Annotated in this window: 18 protein-coding genes; 13 read left to right on the top strand and 5 right to left on the bottom strand. The window is 42.6% G+C overall.

The features are described 5' to 3' along the window. Positions 1–14: 14 nt before the first annotated feature. Positions 15–770 carry a hypothetical protein gene (locus tag L6773_RS01815; RefSeq protein WP_237852129.1) on the bottom strand — a complete coding sequence of 252 codons (756 nt, stop codon included), beginning with the start codon at positions 768–770 and terminating at the stop codon, positions 15–17. A 290-nt stretch (positions 771–1,060) separates the two neighbouring features. Here L6773_RS01815 and L6773_RS01810 point away from each other — a divergent pair, with 290 nt between their 5' ends. Further along, the gene (locus tag L6773_RS01810; protein ID WP_237852128.1) at positions 1,061–1,618 is read left to right on the top strand and encodes a cupin domain-containing protein; all 558 of its coding nucleotides are present in this window, start codon (positions 1,061–1,063) and stop codon (positions 1,616–1,618) included. A 165-nt stretch (positions 1,619–1,783) separates the two neighbouring features. Then, positions 1,784–2,560 (top strand): CPBP family intramembrane glutamic endopeptidase, encoded by a 777-nt coding sequence (locus L6773_RS01805; protein ID WP_237852127.1) that lies wholly within the window; start codon positions 1,784–1,786, stop codon positions 2,558–2,560. A 33-nt stretch (positions 2,561–2,593) separates the two neighbouring features. On the opposite strand, the gene L6773_RS01800 is transcribed toward L6773_RS01805, so the two are convergent. From L6773_RS01800 to L6773_RS01790, 3 genes are all read right to left on the bottom strand, one after another. Then, complete coding sequence (locus L6773_RS01800; RefSeq protein ID WP_237852126.1) at positions 2,594–2,986, bottom strand: c-type cytochrome; 393 nt, start codon at positions 2,984–2,986, stop codon at positions 2,594–2,596. Positions 2,987–3,154: 168 nt separating this feature from the next. Beyond that, positions 3,155–5,353, bottom strand: a complete 2,199-nt coding sequence (locus tag L6773_RS01795) for a xanthine dehydrogenase family protein molybdopterin-binding subunit (RefSeq protein ID WP_237852125.1) — start codon at positions 5,351–5,353, stop codon at positions 3,155–3,157. A gap of 3 nt (positions 5,354–5,356) precedes the next feature. Further along, entirely contained in the window at positions 5,357–5,815 is a 459-nt protein-coding gene (locus L6773_RS01790) for a (2Fe-2S)-binding protein (RefSeq protein WP_237852124.1), read from the bottom strand. Between the two features lie 361 nt (positions 5,816–6,176). On the opposite strand from L6773_RS01790, the gene L6773_RS01785 reads away from it, so the two are divergent. From L6773_RS01785 to L6773_RS01735, 11 genes are all read left to right on the top strand, one after another. Next, complete coding sequence (locus L6773_RS01785; RefSeq protein WP_237852123.1) at positions 6,177–7,334, top strand: cysteine desulfurase family protein; 1,158 nt, start codon at positions 6,177–6,179, stop codon at positions 7,332–7,334. Further along, complete coding sequence (locus tag L6773_RS01780; protein WP_237852122.1) at positions 7,331–8,482, top strand: XdhC family protein; 1,152 nt, start codon at positions 7,331–7,333, stop codon at positions 8,480–8,482. The genes L6773_RS01785 and L6773_RS01780 overlap by 4 nt, the downstream gene beginning before the upstream one ends. After that, a complete protein-coding gene (locus L6773_RS01775; protein WP_237852121.1) occupies positions 8,479–9,084 on the top strand; it encodes a nucleotidyltransferase family protein in 606 nt (201 codons plus the stop codon). Before L6773_RS01780 ends, L6773_RS01775 begins: the two co-directional genes overlap by 4 nt. An 8-nt stretch (positions 9,085–9,092) precedes the next feature. Then, positions 9,093–9,332, top strand: coding sequence for a MoaD/ThiS family protein (locus tag L6773_RS01770; RefSeq protein ID WP_237852120.1), 240 nt, complete (start codon positions 9,093–9,095; stop codon positions 9,330–9,332). Positions 9,333–9,335: 3 nt separating this feature from the next. Then, complete coding sequence (gene moeB, locus L6773_RS01765) at positions 9,336–10,379, top strand: HesA/MoeB/ThiF family protein (RefSeq protein ID WP_237852119.1); 1,044 nt, start codon at positions 9,336–9,338, stop codon at positions 10,377–10,379. Next, positions 10,372–10,803 carry a molybdenum cofactor biosynthesis protein MoaE gene (locus L6773_RS01760; RefSeq protein ID WP_237852118.1) on the top strand — a complete coding sequence of 144 codons (432 nt, stop codon included), beginning with the start codon at positions 10,372–10,374 and terminating at the stop codon, positions 10,801–10,803. Before moeB ends, L6773_RS01760 begins: the two co-directional genes overlap by 8 nt. A 105-nt stretch (positions 10,804–10,908) precedes the next feature. After that, positions 10,909–11,283: a four helix bundle protein gene (locus L6773_RS01755; protein ID WP_237852117.1), complete on the top strand. Its 375-nt coding sequence runs from the start codon at positions 10,909–10,911 to the stop codon at positions 11,281–11,283. After that, on the top strand, positions 11,280–12,263 hold the full coding sequence (moaCB, locus tag L6773_RS01750; protein ID WP_237852116.1) for a bifunctional molybdenum cofactor biosynthesis protein MoaC/MoaB: 984 nt from the start codon (positions 11,280–11,282) through the stop codon (positions 12,261–12,263). The genes L6773_RS01755 and moaCB overlap by 4 nt, the downstream gene beginning before the upstream one ends. Next, a complete protein-coding gene (gene moaA / locus L6773_RS01745) occupies positions 12,256–13,248 on the top strand; it encodes a GTP 3',8-cyclase MoaA (protein WP_237852115.1) in 993 nt (330 codons plus the stop codon). The genes moaCB and moaA overlap by 8 nt, the downstream gene beginning before the upstream one ends. Further along, positions 13,248–14,411: a molybdopterin molybdotransferase MoeA gene (locus L6773_RS01740; RefSeq protein ID WP_237852114.1), complete on the top strand. Its 1,164-nt coding sequence runs from the start codon at positions 13,248–13,250 to the stop codon at positions 14,409–14,411. The genes moaA and L6773_RS01740 overlap by 1 nt, the downstream gene beginning before the upstream one ends. 142 nt (positions 14,412–14,553) lie before the next feature. Further along, positions 14,554–15,309 carry a sulfite exporter TauE/SafE family protein gene (locus L6773_RS01735; protein ID WP_237852113.1) on the top strand — a complete coding sequence of 252 codons (756 nt, stop codon included), beginning with the start codon at positions 14,554–14,556 and terminating at the stop codon, positions 15,307–15,309. Between the two features lie 262 nt (positions 15,310–15,571). Here the strand turns inward: L6773_RS01735 and L6773_RS01730 are convergent, their stop codons facing one another. Then, positions 15,572–16,303, bottom strand: a complete 732-nt coding sequence (locus tag L6773_RS01730) for an SDR family NAD(P)-dependent oxidoreductase (RefSeq protein WP_237852112.1) — start codon at positions 16,301–16,303, stop codon at positions 15,572–15,574. Positions 16,304–16,417: the final 114 nt, after the last annotated feature.

Raw genomic sequence — 16,417 nt, 5'->3', positions numbered from 1 at the left:
TCCACTTCATAATACTAAAAACGAAACGAGTAATTTAAGCTGATATTCCAAAGCGGGTCTGTGTTTTCAATTTCCGTATCTACCACTTTGTTGATGGTGGTTGAAACAGTAACCGGAAGTTCTCTCACACCCAGTGCAATATTTGTTGACGCATAAAACCCGTCGATCTCGTCAATTTTTAAATAATAGAACTGCGGCCGAAGATTCAGGTACAGATCACTAACAAGAGAGATATTCGGAATGCTGCTATAGAAACTCAGAAAGTGTGTGTAATCGGGTACGGAAGGCTCAAACCCGTGAGCTGCTAAATAATACACCCCAATGTTAAGACGCTCATTGACAGCGTAACTTGTATTCAAATCACCTGCTAAAAAACGTCGTGCTTCAATAACATCTTCTGATTGCTCAGAATTATTAATCAGTGCCGGAACCGTTCGAAAGGAAAAGGCCGGATGTGCACCGATTCGGAACGATAACTTATTATTCTGAACCACATCATACCGAAACCAAAACAGGAACGACCACGGTTTACCCTCCATCGAAAATCGCAATTCCGGTTCAAACCGAAATCGATTCCCGACCGACAAATTATAGATCATTGCCGGCTTTCCCAGGGCCAGAGAGGGGACTGTGGATATGCCATCATTCATCACACTGATGGTGCCTGATACATCCAGCTTGTCAGTTGAACCTCCTTGTGAAAATCCTGCATCTGTAAAACACAAGATCAGAATAATAAACAGAGATGTCTGCAGATTGCTTTTTGACATTTATAAACTTCATTTCATTAGGTCTTAAAAGAAAGTTAGGCAGGAGATTCATCATTCAATTATGAGAATCAAGCAAACAGTTACGAAATTCAAACAGTTCTGAATAGAGTATCATGCTTTTAATTAATCAGCATCAACAAATAATCGTAATTGGTTAATAACTCCGTTTTCACCATTATACTTTCATTATTCTTTTAGAGTACCTTGAATAAAACTTACATAGGAAGAAGGGATAACCCGAAAAGCGTTGGTGGCATACCGATACTTTATTAAATATTAAAACTTCAATCATGCCAATAAAAGGACAAAAATTAATAGATAAATTTACCGGAGATACGATTGAATTTATCGAGACTTCTTCAGATACGAATGGTGAAAGAGTTACTTTAAAAGTCACCTTAAAAAGCAAAGGTCAAACAGTTGACGATCATATTCACCTTTTACAGGAAGAGAATTTTAAAATCCTATCGGGTCGTATGACATATTTTTTGGATGGTAAACAGCATGATATAAAAGTGGGAGAGGAAGTAACATTGCCCAAAAACAGACCTCATAATCATTATAATATGGATGATGAACCCGCCGAATATATACAACAAATTACCCCTGGAATTGACATAGATTTCTTTCTCGAAAATTTATTCGGGATGATAAATGACGGTAAGGTAAAAGGTGGCAAACTACCCTTTTTACAGGCTATGGTAACCGGTAAATACCTAGAAAGTCCCTCCAGACTTGCTTCAATTCCTCTTGGACCACAAAATTTTTTGATCGGTATTCTTGGACCTATAGCCAGGTTTTTTGGATATAGAGCTATTTACAAAAAGTATACGGGGATCGAAAAATAGTTGAAAACACCTTAGGCTCTGCCCCCTATTTAGATTATATCAGGAATTAGATTTCAGCATCAAAACAAGTATAACGTTTGTAACACAAAAAAGGACATTGTAACTAAATACGAACTCCCCTCGTACCTCCTTAAAACACAGTGCCCTATAACGTTACAATCATTTATGTATAATCTGCGCTCAACAGAAAAAAGAGAAATCATTCTGTTCTCGGTCGTTGTTATTGTCTTGAGTTCACTTATCTGTTTGATCGCTTATCAATTCGAGAATCCAAATCTCTCCATTTTATCCATTTTTACGCCTTCAATCGTGGCATTGATTCTAACGGCCTTGGCAAAGGGGAAAAGAGGTCTTTACGTATTGTTCGTTCAACAGACCGTTCAGAAAACGGCCTTTAAATGGCTTCTGCTTTCATTACTCGGATTTCCAATTCTTGCATCTTTAGCTGTGCTCTCGATTTTGAACTTCGACATTTCCGGTTTTCAATTGCGAACAACTCAATTGCTGCCTCAGGTTCTTGTGATTGTATTGATCGCCATTGGAGAGGAGTACGGCTGGAGAGGATACTTACTTCCCAGGTTGATGAAGAGATTCAGTGTTTTTTATTCAAGCATCATCCTTGGTTTGATCTGGGGGTTCTGGCATTTTCCGGCCTACCTGATTGGAACGGGTACACCCCAGGAAATGAGCTTCTTCGTATTTTTGCTATGGGTTATTTTGGGAACCCTTTTTATTAGCTGGATCTATTATTACACCCAAAGCGTGCTCACGTCCATACTTGCCCACATCAGCGCAAATGCTGCATTTAATTATCTAAATATTTTACCGGAGTTTACTGGAAGTATGGACACATTCTGGTTGTTTATCCTCTATCTCTCTGTCTTTATGGTGATCGTTTACTACATCAGCAGAAATGATTTAGTGACCAACGTAAACCGATAAAGCGTAATAAAAATTAGTAAACAGGCCTACGCCTCAGTCACCTTCCTCACTCTCTTGTAATGCAGGCTGAACCTCTTCAGGCAGAATTGCCTCCCCTTCATGGCCCCATGAATTTCGAATGTAATTCAGCAGGTCAGAAACTTCCCGGTCTGTCAATGAAAAGCTATGCGACACTCCATTGACTTCTCCTCCATCAACTATCCAGGTAAGCATTTCTGGAATATCATTCATCAGGCTGTCGGCACCAGCAAGAGAAGGATAAACGCCACTTATCCCAGTTCCATTCATCATATGGCAAGAAGCACAGCTGGAAGAGTAAATGGTATTCCCTCTTTGAATGCTTGCTTCAAGGTCAAATTCTTGTGCTAGGACCGGATTGCATAGCAGTGCAAACAAAATGGGAAAAAACAGTTTTTCAACTTTCATAGACACCTCGGGATTGATGTGCGTTTATAAATGTCTAAACTAAAATAAACGACCTTCCCAAAAAATGAGTTCACCGGGGTCACCTTTTCAATTTCAATAAAAAGTCAAACAAAGGTTAATTTCATATATCGAGAAGGTCCGTTGCTCCTTGATTTAGTTGTTAATCTTTCAACGATGCATGGCAAGCATCGTTTGGTCTTTAACCAAGTATGGCTGATTGTAATAGCGATTACCTGTTGCTTTGTAAAGTGCATTAGCATAGGCCGGCATAATCGGTGGAAATGGCGGTTCACCTAATCCTGTTGGATGGGTGTCGCTCTCCACAAAGAAAACTTCAATCTCTGCCGGGGCTTCTGAGTTTCTCATAATTCGGTAATTATTGAAGTTACTCTGTTGGGGCGCCCCGTCATTGAATGTTAATTCACTGTACATGGCGTGTCCCAGCCCGTCAATGATACAACCTTCCACCTGGTTGACAGCACCTTCCATATTCACGACAATACCGCAGTCTACAGCGCACCACACTTTTTGGATTTTAATATCATCCCCCTCTTTCACCAGATCGACCACTTGAGCCGCGTATGATCCATAAGAAAAATAGGCTGCAACACCACGATATACACCGGGCATCTCCTGGCCCCAGTTTGATTTTTCTCTGACCAGTTCCAGCACACCTGCATAGCGATCCGCTTCGTAGTCATTTTCTTCGCCAACCGGGTCTCTCATAGCTCTGTCAAAAAGATCCAGCCTAAATTCAATTGGGTCTTTACCGGCTGCCTCGGCCAGTTCGTCCATAAAGCATTGCTCGGCACTGGCCGTGAAGTTAGAGCTTGGAGCGCGCCAAGCTCCTGTAGAGATGTTCGTATGAATCGGAATCTTTTCACATGAGTAATGATCCAGAGTACCTGCAGGATAGCGGTTGGCGTACAATGAGTCTCCGGGCATTCCGGTTCCTTTGGCCTGGAAAGACATCAAACTTCCGTCATTATCCAATGCAGCTTTATACTTGATAGCATACGCCGGCCGGTACGTTCCCTGGGTCATATCATCTTCCCTTGTATAGATAAGCTTAACAGACCCACCGATTTTTTGGGAAATAGCAGCCGCTTCCAACCCAAAGTTTCCATAGAGCCGACGTCCGAATCCACCGCCCATGCGGGTCATATCCACATGGATATTTTCTTCGGGCAACCCTAACAGTTGGGATGCTGATGTCCGTAATTGTTCCGGTGTTTGAACCGGTCCTATCAGATCTGCTGAGTCCTCTTTTACATCTGCAAAGAAGTTCATTGGTGCCATTGGGTTATGTGGCAGGAACGGTGCCGTGTAGGTTCGTTCTATCACGGTCGGAGCACGTGCAGCAACGGCCTCGGGGTCGCCATCCACTCGTTCCATATTCCCGGAGCCATTTTGGATGGCATCTGCAAGCTTTCTCATATGGTCGTCACTGTTTTCCAGCTCGCTGACCGCTTCCCATTCAACCTCTAAGGCTTTTTTAGCATTCAGGATCTCCCAGGTGGTATCACCCGTAATGACGATCAATTCATTAAATGCATTTACATCAGACCATTGGGGATCGTCGATCGATGTATCGATTGTAAAAACATCTTTGACGCCCGGCATAGATCTCACTTCAGTGTCGTCATATGATTTTAATCTCATTCCGAATGCCGGTGGATGAATGATCATAGCAAGGGTCATACCTTCTCTTGTAAAATCATATCCAAAGAGAGGTTTTCCGGTTACAATTTCGAAACCATCAACATTCTTGATATTCTTGCCAATCAGTGTAAAATCATCCGTATCCTTCAGCGGAACTTCATCGGGTATAGGAATAGAAACTGCTTTGGAAGCAATATCACCATAACCAATCGTTTCACCTGTGTTAGTATTTGTAATGATCCCCTTTTCCGTGGTAAGGTCTTCAATATCAGCATTCCATTCTTGAGCAGCCGCCGTTACCATCAACAGTTTCGCTGTAGCCCCGGCCATTCTAAGGCTGTCCCAGCCCAGTCGAATCGACTGACTTCCACCTGCCAACTGTCTTGTATATTTCGACGTATCCAGAGGGGCTTGCTCTACACGTACATCATTCCAGTCTACATCAAGTTCTTCGGCCACAATCAGAGGCATCGATGTTTTTACATTTTGACCGATTTCGGGATTAGGGGACAAGATCGTCACTTTCCCGTCGGGATGAACCTTGATATAGGCATTGATTTCAAATATTTCATCCGGCAAATTCGCGGCTTTTGGATCCTTTGCCAACGCTGAGAACCAACTGAATCCAAGCATGAGTCCGCCTCCACCCACTGCCATTGTTTTCAAAAAAGATCGTCTGTCAAATTTTGTTTTTGCAACTGTCATATCTTAGGAATTTTTGGCTGCGGTTTTAATGGCTTTGTTGATTCGGAGGTAAGTACCACACCGGCACAGGATTCCGTTCATCGCCGACTGAATTTCTTGATCCGATGGATCCGCATTCTGATTTAAGAGTGCTGCGGCCGTCATAATTTGACCTGCCTGGCAATAACCGCATTGCGAGACATCATGCTCCAGCCACGCTTGTTGAACGGGATGATCACCATTCTCTGACAACCCTTCAATCGTTGTTATTTCAGCATCTCTCACGGCCGAAACCGGGAAAGTACAGGATCGAATTGCACTTCCATCCAAATGAACCGTACAGGAACCGCACTGAGCAATACCGCATGCATATTTTGTACCCAATAGATTCAGATGGTCTCTTAAGACCCATAAAAGGGGGGTATCTTGTGAAGCATCTACTTCTCTTTCTTCTCCATTTATATTTAAAGTGTATGTAGGCATGTTGATGAGGTCTTTAATTAATCATATGTATTAGTAATTAAACTATTCGGTGCGCATAAATCAATATTTCAATCTCCAAATAATTCACTTTTTTAACTACCATTATTCATAATAAATAAATAATTATTACTGCAGTTTGATGTTAAATAAATTTAAAAGATGATTGATTCTTCATAATTCAAAAAAAATCTTATTACTTAGTTTTAGTGAGTGGTATTACAACCTCTTTAAAAAGTCTGTCAGACAGCTACAAAAACACTAAATCACTAAAATTTTTTGTTTTTGTAGCCTCTTTCTTAAGACGCAGTTTACACTCATTGATTATAATTGAGATATACTAATGTCGTGAATTCAACAAGCCATGAATCCCGATAAGAAAATCTATTTAGATTACAATTCCACCACCCCGGTTGATCCCGGGGTTTTGGAAGAGATGCTGCCCTATTTTACCGAAAAGTTTGGTAATGCCTCGAGCATCAGTCACGCCTTTGGATGGGAAGCTGAGGAAGCGGTTGATATTGCACGAGAACAAATTGCTAATTTGATCGGTGCAAGTGCGACCGAAATAACATTTACATCCGGCGCGACGGAAGCAATCAACATAGCTCTTAGAGGTTTATCGAAGGCTCATCGGGATAATGGAAATCATATCATAACCTGTGCCACGGAACACAAAGCGGTACTTGACACCTGTGAAAGCTTAGAGCAGGAGGGATTTGAAGTTACATATTTGCCGGTCGATGAGTCCGGGATGATTAATCTGAATGAATTACATAGCGCCATCAGGAATGAGACGATTTTGGTCACCCTGATGCACGCCAACAATGAAATTGCCACGATTCATCCACTGAAAGAAATTTCAAAAATCACCCGGGAAAACAGTATTCCACTAATGTCCGATGCCACTCAATCCGTTGGTAAAATACCGGTGGATGTGAAAGACCTTGGCGTGGATATCATGACCTTTTCATCTCATAAAATGTACGGCCCAAAAGGAGCGGGTGCGTTGTATCTTAATAAAGATAACAAGCCGGATATTTCGCCATTCATCACCGGTGGCGGACAGGAAAAGGGAGTGCGACCCGGAACGCTGAATGTACCTGCAATTGTAGGATTTGGAAAAGCTTGTGAACTATGTTCGAATAAAATGGAAGAGGACTCAGAACGCTTGAGTCTTTTACGAGAAAAACTGGAAAAAGAATTATTGGAAATGGATGGTGTGGAATTGAATGGCACAGCAGAAAACCGATTGCCTTATATGACAAACATCTCGTTCCAAAATATCGATAACACCTACATGATTCGACGCCTGAAAAATCTTGCAGTCTCACAGGGCTCGGCCTGTACATCGTCTACGCACAAGCCGTCTCACGTATTAAAAGCGATTGGGCTTTCTAATGAACTTGCCCTTTCCTCCATTCGAATTGGACTCGGCAGGTTCACAACAGAAGAAGAGATTAAAACAGCTATCAGCACTATTAAAGAAGTGATTCCAAGATTAAAATTAAGTATGCAATGAGAGAAATTGAATCGATCATATCAGCCTACGAAGAGAAAAAAAACAAGGATCAAAAATCGGTTTTAGCAACTGTTGTTCACGTAGAGGGATCTTCCTACCGAGCCGCAGGGGCCCGGATGCTGGTCGATGAATATGGTTTTATGACCGGGGCGATTAGCGGCGGATGCCTGGAAGGGGATGCCTTGCGAAAAGCCCTGCTGGCACTGGATCAAAACAAAAACAAACTGGTGACTTATGATACCAGCGACGAAGATGATGCTATAATCGGTGCCCAGCTTGGTTGTAATGGAATCATCCAGGTATTGTTTGAACCGATTGATCCTGGCCAAGAGAATAACCCAATCGAATTGTTGAAAATAGCAGAAAGTTATGATCAGCCCGTAGCTTTGGTCTCGATCTTCAATCTTGATAAAACCAAGGACCAGGTGGGTACCACATTATTGATTGATGAAAAAGGAGAGAGCACGGGAAAGATTGATAAACCCGCACTTTCTGAGAAGATCCATCAGGTTGCCGGGAATTCTCTTGAGAAACGGCTCAACCATTTCGGTGAATATCATACTGAAAACGATACTCAGAATGCATTTACAGATATCATCACTCCGCCACTAACGTTGGTCTTGGTTGGAGCGGGGAATGACTCCCAGGTATTGTCGCGAATGGCTGAAGTGCTGGGCTGGGACATAATCGTTGCGGATGGTCGACCCACTCACGCAAACGAACAACGATTCAGTTCCTGCCAGGTCGTTGTGACCAACCCCGAAGAGATTCTTGATGACATCAGGATTAATGAGACCACGGCATTTGTGCTGATGACTCACAACTATAATTACGACCTGGCGGTACTTAAACTTTTATTGAATGAGGAGAAAATTCCATACATCGGCATTTTGGGTCCAAATAAGAAATACCAACGCATGCTGGGTGATCTTGCAGCCGATGGAATAGAGTTAACCAATGAACAATCAGCCAAAATCTATGCTCCGGTTGGCTTGCAACTCGGAGCTGAAACTCCCGCGGAAATCGGCCTTTCCATTTTGTCTGAAATTCAGGCTGTGCTGACCGGATCGGACGTTCACCATCTTCGGGAACTGGAGGGATCCATCCACAAAAAAGAACTTTATGAGTTCAAATCGATTGAGCTTTGAGTGAATCAGAAAACATAGGAGTCGTGATTTTAGCAGCCGGTTCGTCAAGTCGGTTAGGCCGACCGAAGCAACTCGTGGAGTTTCAAAATAAATCGCTGCTGCAACATGTTATTGATACAATCAATCCATTTCAGTTTCATCCGAGTGTTTTGGTGCTTGGCGCAAATGCTGATGAAATCCGAAAATCAATCAACCCAAAAAACGTTACTCTCTTACATAATGAGAATTGGTCAGAAGGAATTGCATCCAGTATTCGATTGGGAGTTTCGGAATCGATCAAATTAGAAAAATCACTCGATGGCATTCTGTTTCTGTTATCTGATCAGCCATTTGTGAATAAAGAACTGATTGGGGAATTATTAGAAAATCATGCGAACGGAAATCAAAAGATCACGGCTTGTAGCTATAAAGGAAATGTTGGGGTTCCAGCCATTTTGAGTAAAGACTTTTTTCCTCACTTATTGGAATTAAAAGGGGATGTCGGAGCTAAAAAAATTATCGCTCAAAACAGTGACAATGTTCAAAGTGTGATTTTCAAAAAAGGTTCCTTTGATGTGGATACGGAAGAAGATGTCCAGGAACTGCTCCACAAAGAGATCTAAATAGGTTTATGAAGATTACAATAAAATATTTTGGTGTGATAGCGGAAGAGGCCGGCAAGACTGAAGAAGTGTTAGAACTGGATTCCGATGACATTGATGTGGAATTTTTAAAGGACCACTGTTTTTCAAAATATTCTCTGTCCGACACTAAATCGATACAGGTTGCGGTCAATCAAAACATGGGAGCGTCAGGCCCATTACAAGATGGAGATGAAGTTGCCTTTTTACCCCCATTTTCCGGAGGATAATTTATGCCAAAGAATGGGTTCACAGAAAAATACAGCCGACAAATAAAACTACCTGAGGTCGGGTCGGCCGGCCAGGAGAAATTGGGCAATGCCAAGATATTGATTGTCGGTATGGGTGGATTGGGCTGTCCGGCCGCTCAATATTTAGCCGCTGCCGGAGTCGGCACGTTGGGATTGATGGATCACGATCATGTGAACCTGTCCAACCTTCATCGACAAATTTTGTACAGAGAATCTGATGTCGGAAAACTGAAGGGTGAGGTTGCGAAAACGGCTCTTCGAAAGCTCAATCCGGATGTCAATCTCATTTCCATTCCTGAACGGTTGGATAATAATAACGCACTCGCTCTTTTTGAGAAGTTTGATTTGATCATCGACGGCTCCGATAACTTTCAAACAAAATACCTGATTAATGATGCAGCCGTGTTGACCGATAAGCCTTGGATTTATGCATCCATCTATAAATACCAGGGGCAGCTTTCTGTATTTAATTATGAGAGCGGCCCAACCTACCGGTGCTTATTTCCGACCACGACAAATCAAAATGTCAGTTGTGAGGAGGTTGGTGTGATTGGCGTTCTGCCCGGCGTTTTGGGTACGTTACAAGCTACAGAAGCGATCAAAATGATTTTGAATGCCGGGTCCGTAATCTCCGGAAAATTGAAAATCATAGATCTGTTGACAAATCAAGATCAATTGATAAAACTTCAAAAAAATGCAGAACAAGTTGAAAAGGTAAAAAGCCGTGGTTTAAAACCGGAAATCATTGAATGTGAATTGGCTTCAGCTGACAAATTGTATCTTGATGTTCGGGAGCCCTATGAAGAACCACGGCCTCAAAATTCCAATATCATCAGCATTCCATTGAATCAATTGAAAGCTCGGCATCATGAAATTCCAAAAGACCGGCAGGTTCATGTATTTTGTCAGCACGGAATCAGAAGTAAGAACGCCATAGAATATCTCAGCGATAATTTTGGGTTCACGAATTTGGTGAATGTTGAGGATGGCATTCAGTCTATATTAAAAGAGGAAACTCATGCCTAAAAAGATTTTTATACAAGGTGCAATTCCGCCCGAGAAAATTTCTGATTCTATCGCGAAGCACCAGTCCAAAACAGAGATTGGCGGACACAGTATTTTTCTCGGACAAATTCGTGCAGATGAAGTGGATGGTAAAGCAGTCACCGCCATAGAATACACCGCATACGAGGAGATGGCTGAAAAAGAGATTGATAAAATCCGGGAAGAAGCCTTCGAAAAGTTTGATCTGACTTGTGCTCACATTTATCACAGCCTCGGTAAAATTCAGGCCGGGGAATTATGCTTCTTTGTATTTACATCCTCGGCTCACAGAAAAGCCGCAAGGGAAGCGAACCAGTTTTTGGTCGATGAAATCAAAGAACGAGTCCCGATTTTTGGCAAAGAAATTTTTGAAGATGAAACGCATCAGTGGAAGGTGAATCGGTAGGTCGGTGGGTCGGATTTCGGTAAGTCGGTGTTCAGTATTCGGTGAGTCGGTGATCGGTAGGTCGGTTTTCGGTGTTCTTTACTTTAATAATGTAATTTATTTGTTATGGCGTATGTTGACAGTTTTAGGGATTTGGAGGTTTATAAGTTATCTCGTGAATTGGCATCTACAATTTTTGAGATTACAAAACGATTTCCGAATGAGGAGAAGTTTTCGCTGACGGATCAGGTTCGGCGATCTTCTCGCTCAATTGGTGCTCAGATAGCTGAAGCGTGGGCGAAACGCAGATATGTGAAACACTTTATAAGCAAACTCACGGACGCCGATGGCGAACAGCAGGAAACACAACATTGGATCGAAGTTGCACTCGACTGTGAATACATTAATAAAGATGAGGCAGAACAGCTAATTTCTGAATATCAAAAATTAGGAAGAATGATCGGTGCAATGATCAATAAAGCTTCTACATTTTGTAAATGATACTGAATGAAACCACTAATCACCGATTCACCGAATACCGACGTGCCGAATACCGACACACTGATCACCGAATACCGAAAACAATGGTAGACATCACTCACAAAACGAACACCCTACGTATCGCCACTGCCCGGGCAATCGTAAAAACAAGCAGTAAGGAAACAATTGAATTGCTTGAGAATGATCAGATTCCAAAAGGTAATGTGTTTGAGATGGCAAAAGCTGCCGGTTTATTGGGAGTGAAAAAAACCCCGGACCTGCTTCCGGATTGTCATCCTTTGCCCATCGAATCCACGAATATAGAATATGAGATCCAGGGCCTGGATATTTTTATCAATATGACGGTAAAAACCATTTACAAGACCGGTGTGGAAGTGGAAGCGATGCATGGCGTCAGCGTTGTTGCTCTCACCATGTATGATATGCTTAAGCCCGTTGACAAAGGTGTGGAAATCAGCACGATCAAATTGTTGAAAAAGTCAGGCGGGAAATCATCCTTCAAAACGAAAACAGAAGGATTGACCGCGCTGGTTGTAGTCTGCTCCGATTCCGTCTCACAAGGAAAAAAAGAGGACAAATCCGGGAAGCTGATTGTATCAAAAATGGAATCGTTTGGCCTTAAAACTGATTATAAAGTTATTCCGGATGAGCATTCCGAAATTGAAAAACTGGTCAAAGAGTCAGAGAATGACTTGGTCATTTTTACGGGCGGAACAGGAGTCGGACCGAGGGATGTGACACCGGATGCAATCCGGCCCTTGCTGGATACAACACTCGCCGGGGTAGAAGAACAGATGCGCCGTTATGGCCAAGATCGCATGCCGTATGCGATGCTGTCGCGATCCGTGGCCGGAATCAAAGACAACAGAATAATCTTGGGACTACCCGGTTCTACAAAGGGAGCTGAAGAATGTATCGACTCTGTATTTCCACACCTTTTACACGTATTTCAAGTTTTAAAAGGAAAAAGACATGACTAAAGTGACTCCACAAATTGTCGACAAATTCGGACGAGAACACACGTACCTCAGGATCTCGATCACGGATCGTTGCAATCTTCGCTGTTTTTATTGCATGCCTGAGGAGGGCATCGAGCTGACAGAGAAGCCGAAGATTATGACGTTGGAGGAGATCGTTGGAATTGCTGAGAAATTTGTCAATTTGGGAGTAGATACGATCCGGCTTACGGGGGGCGAACCGCTGGTTCGAAAAAATGCAGGATATCTGATCAAAGAGCTTGCTGATTTAGGGGTGACTCTTAAGCTCACTACAAACGGTATCATCCTGGACAAATATTTTGACCTCTTCCAGGAAGTTGGACTGCGCAAGATCAATATCAGCCTGGATACCCTTGAGAAGTCGAAATCTGTGTTTATCACCAAGCGTGATTACTTTGATCGGATCATGGCAAATATCAACAAAGCCATTGATTATGATTTCGATATCAAGCTCAACATCGTTCTGATTAAGGGCGTCAACGATATGGAGATCAATGATTTTATCGATCTCACCAAAGACCAGGATATCGGCGTGAAGTTTATTGAATTTATGCCGTTCAAAGGTAATGAGTGGGATTGGGAAAAAGGTGTCAGCAAAGAAGAGATTTTAGAGACTGCGAATTCTAAATTCGGTGAAATTGTGAAGCTTGATGATCCGGAACACAGTACATCCGCTAACTATAAAGTGAAAGGATTTAAGGGACACTTTGGAATTGTCAGTACCATTACGAATCCATTTTGTGCGGGCTGTAATAGAATCCGCCTGACCGCCGACGGCAAAATGAAGAACTGCCTCTTTGCCACATCCGAGACAGACCTGCTGAACCCATACAGAGATGGAAAATCTATTGAGGATATTATTCTGAGCTCCATCAAAGAGAAGAAATTTTCAAGAGACGGCATGGATGTAGAGATGGAGAAAGAGCACTACGAACAGAATCGGTCTATGATATCAATCGGCGGGTAATGATTTCAATTGAACAAGCCTTAAAAATCGTAGAGCAACAGGAGATCGAAAGGAAAACGTCTGATGTCGATCTCGATGACTCTCACGGATTTTACCTCTCTGAAAAGATCTCATCACCATTCGACTTGCCATCCTTTGATAATTCCGCCATGGATGGGTACGCGGTTTCCGGGATCTACGATTACTATGAAATTGTGGGTGAAATTGCCGCTGGAGACACTTCTGAAAAATCCCTTCAATCAGGAGAAGCGATGCGAATTTTTACAGGAGCCAAAATCCCCTCAAATACCACAGCCGTGGTGATGCAGGAAAGGACCAATGAAGAGGATTCAGTTCTACATGTCGATGAACGTATAAGCGAAGGACAGCACATTCGGCGACAAGGAAATGAGTTGGCATTGGGAGAAACAGTTTTTGCGCCGGGTCATTTGATATCCCCGGCTTCGGTCGGTTTGATTGGATCTTTAGGGTTGAATCGTGTGACGGTGTTTAAAAAACCGGACGTACGAATCATTAGTACGGGAAATGAATTAATTCCGCCGGGTGAATCAAAATCGGAGGGTCAGATTTATGAATCGAACAGTTATGCTCTTCAATCGGCCCTGAATCGTTTCGGTTTTGAGTGCCGGGAGAAAACTCATATCAAAGATGATTTTTCAGCCGTCAAATCCGGCATCGCTGAGTATTTGGATCGATCTGATGTACTGCTTCTATCCGGGGGGATTTCGGTCGGGGACTACGATTTTGTAAAACAGGCTCTGGAAGAAAATGGAGTCACCCAACTGTTTTACAAAATATTTCAGAAACCGGGAAAGCCACTTTATTTCGGGCGAAAAGAGAACAAATTTGTCTTCGCACTTCCGGGGAATCCCGCCTCGTCTCTGACCTGTTTTTACATTCATGTTTTGCCTTTACTTCAACGATTCAGCGGAGCAGCAGAAACAGGATTGCAGAGACTTTCAATTCCAATCAGCCATGAGTTTGAATACGGTTCGGAGCGGCCGATTTTTTTGAAAGCACATGTGGATAACCAAACCGTATCGATTTTGAATCGACAAAGTTCATCCATGATTCACTCGATGGCGATGGGAAATGCGCTTGTCTTTTTCGACGGACCAAAGTCTGTGCCGGAAGGTGAAATAGTCGAGGTTATTTTGATTTAAATGATTTAACAGTTATCGGATGAGTTTTTTCGAAGAATGCAGGGACTTTTGAATAATTGAATCGCTTTAGAGTTGACTCAACCGATGACTGCCAGAAATTCTATACTTCTCCAAAAAATTTTAGTCATAGCAAAACTCATAAATGGATGTAGAATACCTCCCATACATTTTCTTCCTGGTTGCACTTTTTTACAGCTCTGTGGGCTTTGGAGGAGGATCCAGTTACCTGGCCATTTTGAGTCTCTTTTTTACTGATTTTTTTGAGATACGATCCACCGCCCTGGTGTTGAATGTCTGCGTGGTCACCATTGGCACGCTCATTTTTATAAGAAAACGGGTTTTCGATTTTAGGCAGTTCTGGCCCTTCCTTGCAGTCAGTATCCCGATGGCGTATTTAGGGGCTCAGCTACGTTTAACTCAGCAGATTTTTTTCCTGATTTTAGGGTCAGCCCTGATGCTTGCCGGCTGTTTTATGATTCTAAAATTTGTGAAATATAAACTTCAGTCTAAAAATTTCAGCCTTTCTAAAAAGCTATCCCTCGGCGGAAGTGTGGGTTTGTTAGCCGGAATTTCGGGGATTGGGGGAGGGATTTACCTTTCACCCGTTCTTAATCTCATGGATTGGAAGAATCCGCGAACGATCGCTTCGTTAGCTTCTGTCTTTATTCTTGTGAATTCCATCGCCGGACTGATTGGCCTGACCGTGGCAGGAACATTTCAAATTAACCATGACCTGATTTTTCAACTTATTATAGCAGTCGTTTTGGGAGGGAGCCTCGGGTCTTATCTGACCAATGAGAAATTTAATATTCGGATTATAGGAGTGTTAACCGCTATTCTTGTGATGTACGTTGGTTTGAGATTAGTTTTGCTGCACGGGTTTGGGATCAGGATTTAATTTGCCTATTCAACGTGAACTCGAGATAAGGAAAAAAATTGGTATAGAAAAGTCCCCTCCTTTTCTAAGAGCCTGTCCCGAACCGTCGGGAAGGGGTTTTAGGGGTGGTTACGCAAAAGGCATCTCATTAGAGGAACAGAATTTTGTTCAAATTTCAGAATTAAATCTCTTTTCTACCTCCCCGAACCACTCCTTACACCCCGACGTATCGAGGGCAGGTAGGAGGGGATATCTTTTTCAACATTCTAATCCCTAACTAAGGCTATTCAGGAAAATGAACACCCGTTGCATGTTCGCAAACATCCATAAATTTATCCTGCAATTCCGTATCATCAGCTTTCGATTGATAGTTTGCCTCTTTTTTGTGATAAAAATATCGGCCGCTCACTTTCGCTTTTTCATCATCACTCACTGCCAGCCACACCTGCGTTTCATATCCTTTGTCGAGGTCATCCGGTGCACCACGTCCTCCCATTTTTGTAGGAACCCAGCCCGGATCGACAGCATTGGAATAGACATCCGGCCATTTGCGGGCAACCGCTTTTGCAAGCATCAGATCATGAAATTTGGAATCAGAATAGCTCACACCTTTTCCTGATTTTATTCTCTCAAGTGAGGGGCTTCCATGCTTGTGCGAGCCGGAACTCAGGTAGATAAGACGTTTCGGTTTTTCAATCAAGCAGGTAAGAATGTAGGGAGCCAGGGTATTCACGGTCAATATTTTCTCCTGATCCGTCCGATACACTCCGGCATTGTGAATGATGGCATCAAACGTTCCAAGGGCCATTACTTTTTCGGCCAAATGCTTCGTCTCTTCAATACTTGACAGATCACCGATCAACACGTCTTCGGCATCCTGCACACTTTCCAGCGTATCCTGCTTTCTATTTTGATTGCGGGCGTGCAGTAAAACCCGGTGTCCCTGACTGATCAATGATTTTGCTGCTAATTGCCCAAGTCCCGCTGATGATCCTGTGATAAATATTCTTGCCATGATAAACAAAATCTTCGATTTACATTCATACGTAGGAAAAAAGTAAAGAACAACATGTTTACCTAATCTCTCTTTTCAAAACTGCCCATATTCTCAACAATATTATATTCACTT

Source organism: Rhodohalobacter sulfatireducens, assembly GCF_022012475.1.
Lineage (GTDB): Bacteria > Bacteroidota > Rhodothermia > Balneolales > Balneolaceae > Rhodohalobacter > Rhodohalobacter sulfatireducens.
The sequence above is the reverse complement of the archived record's forward strand: the minus strand, read 5'-3'. Positions and strand labels throughout refer to the sequence as shown.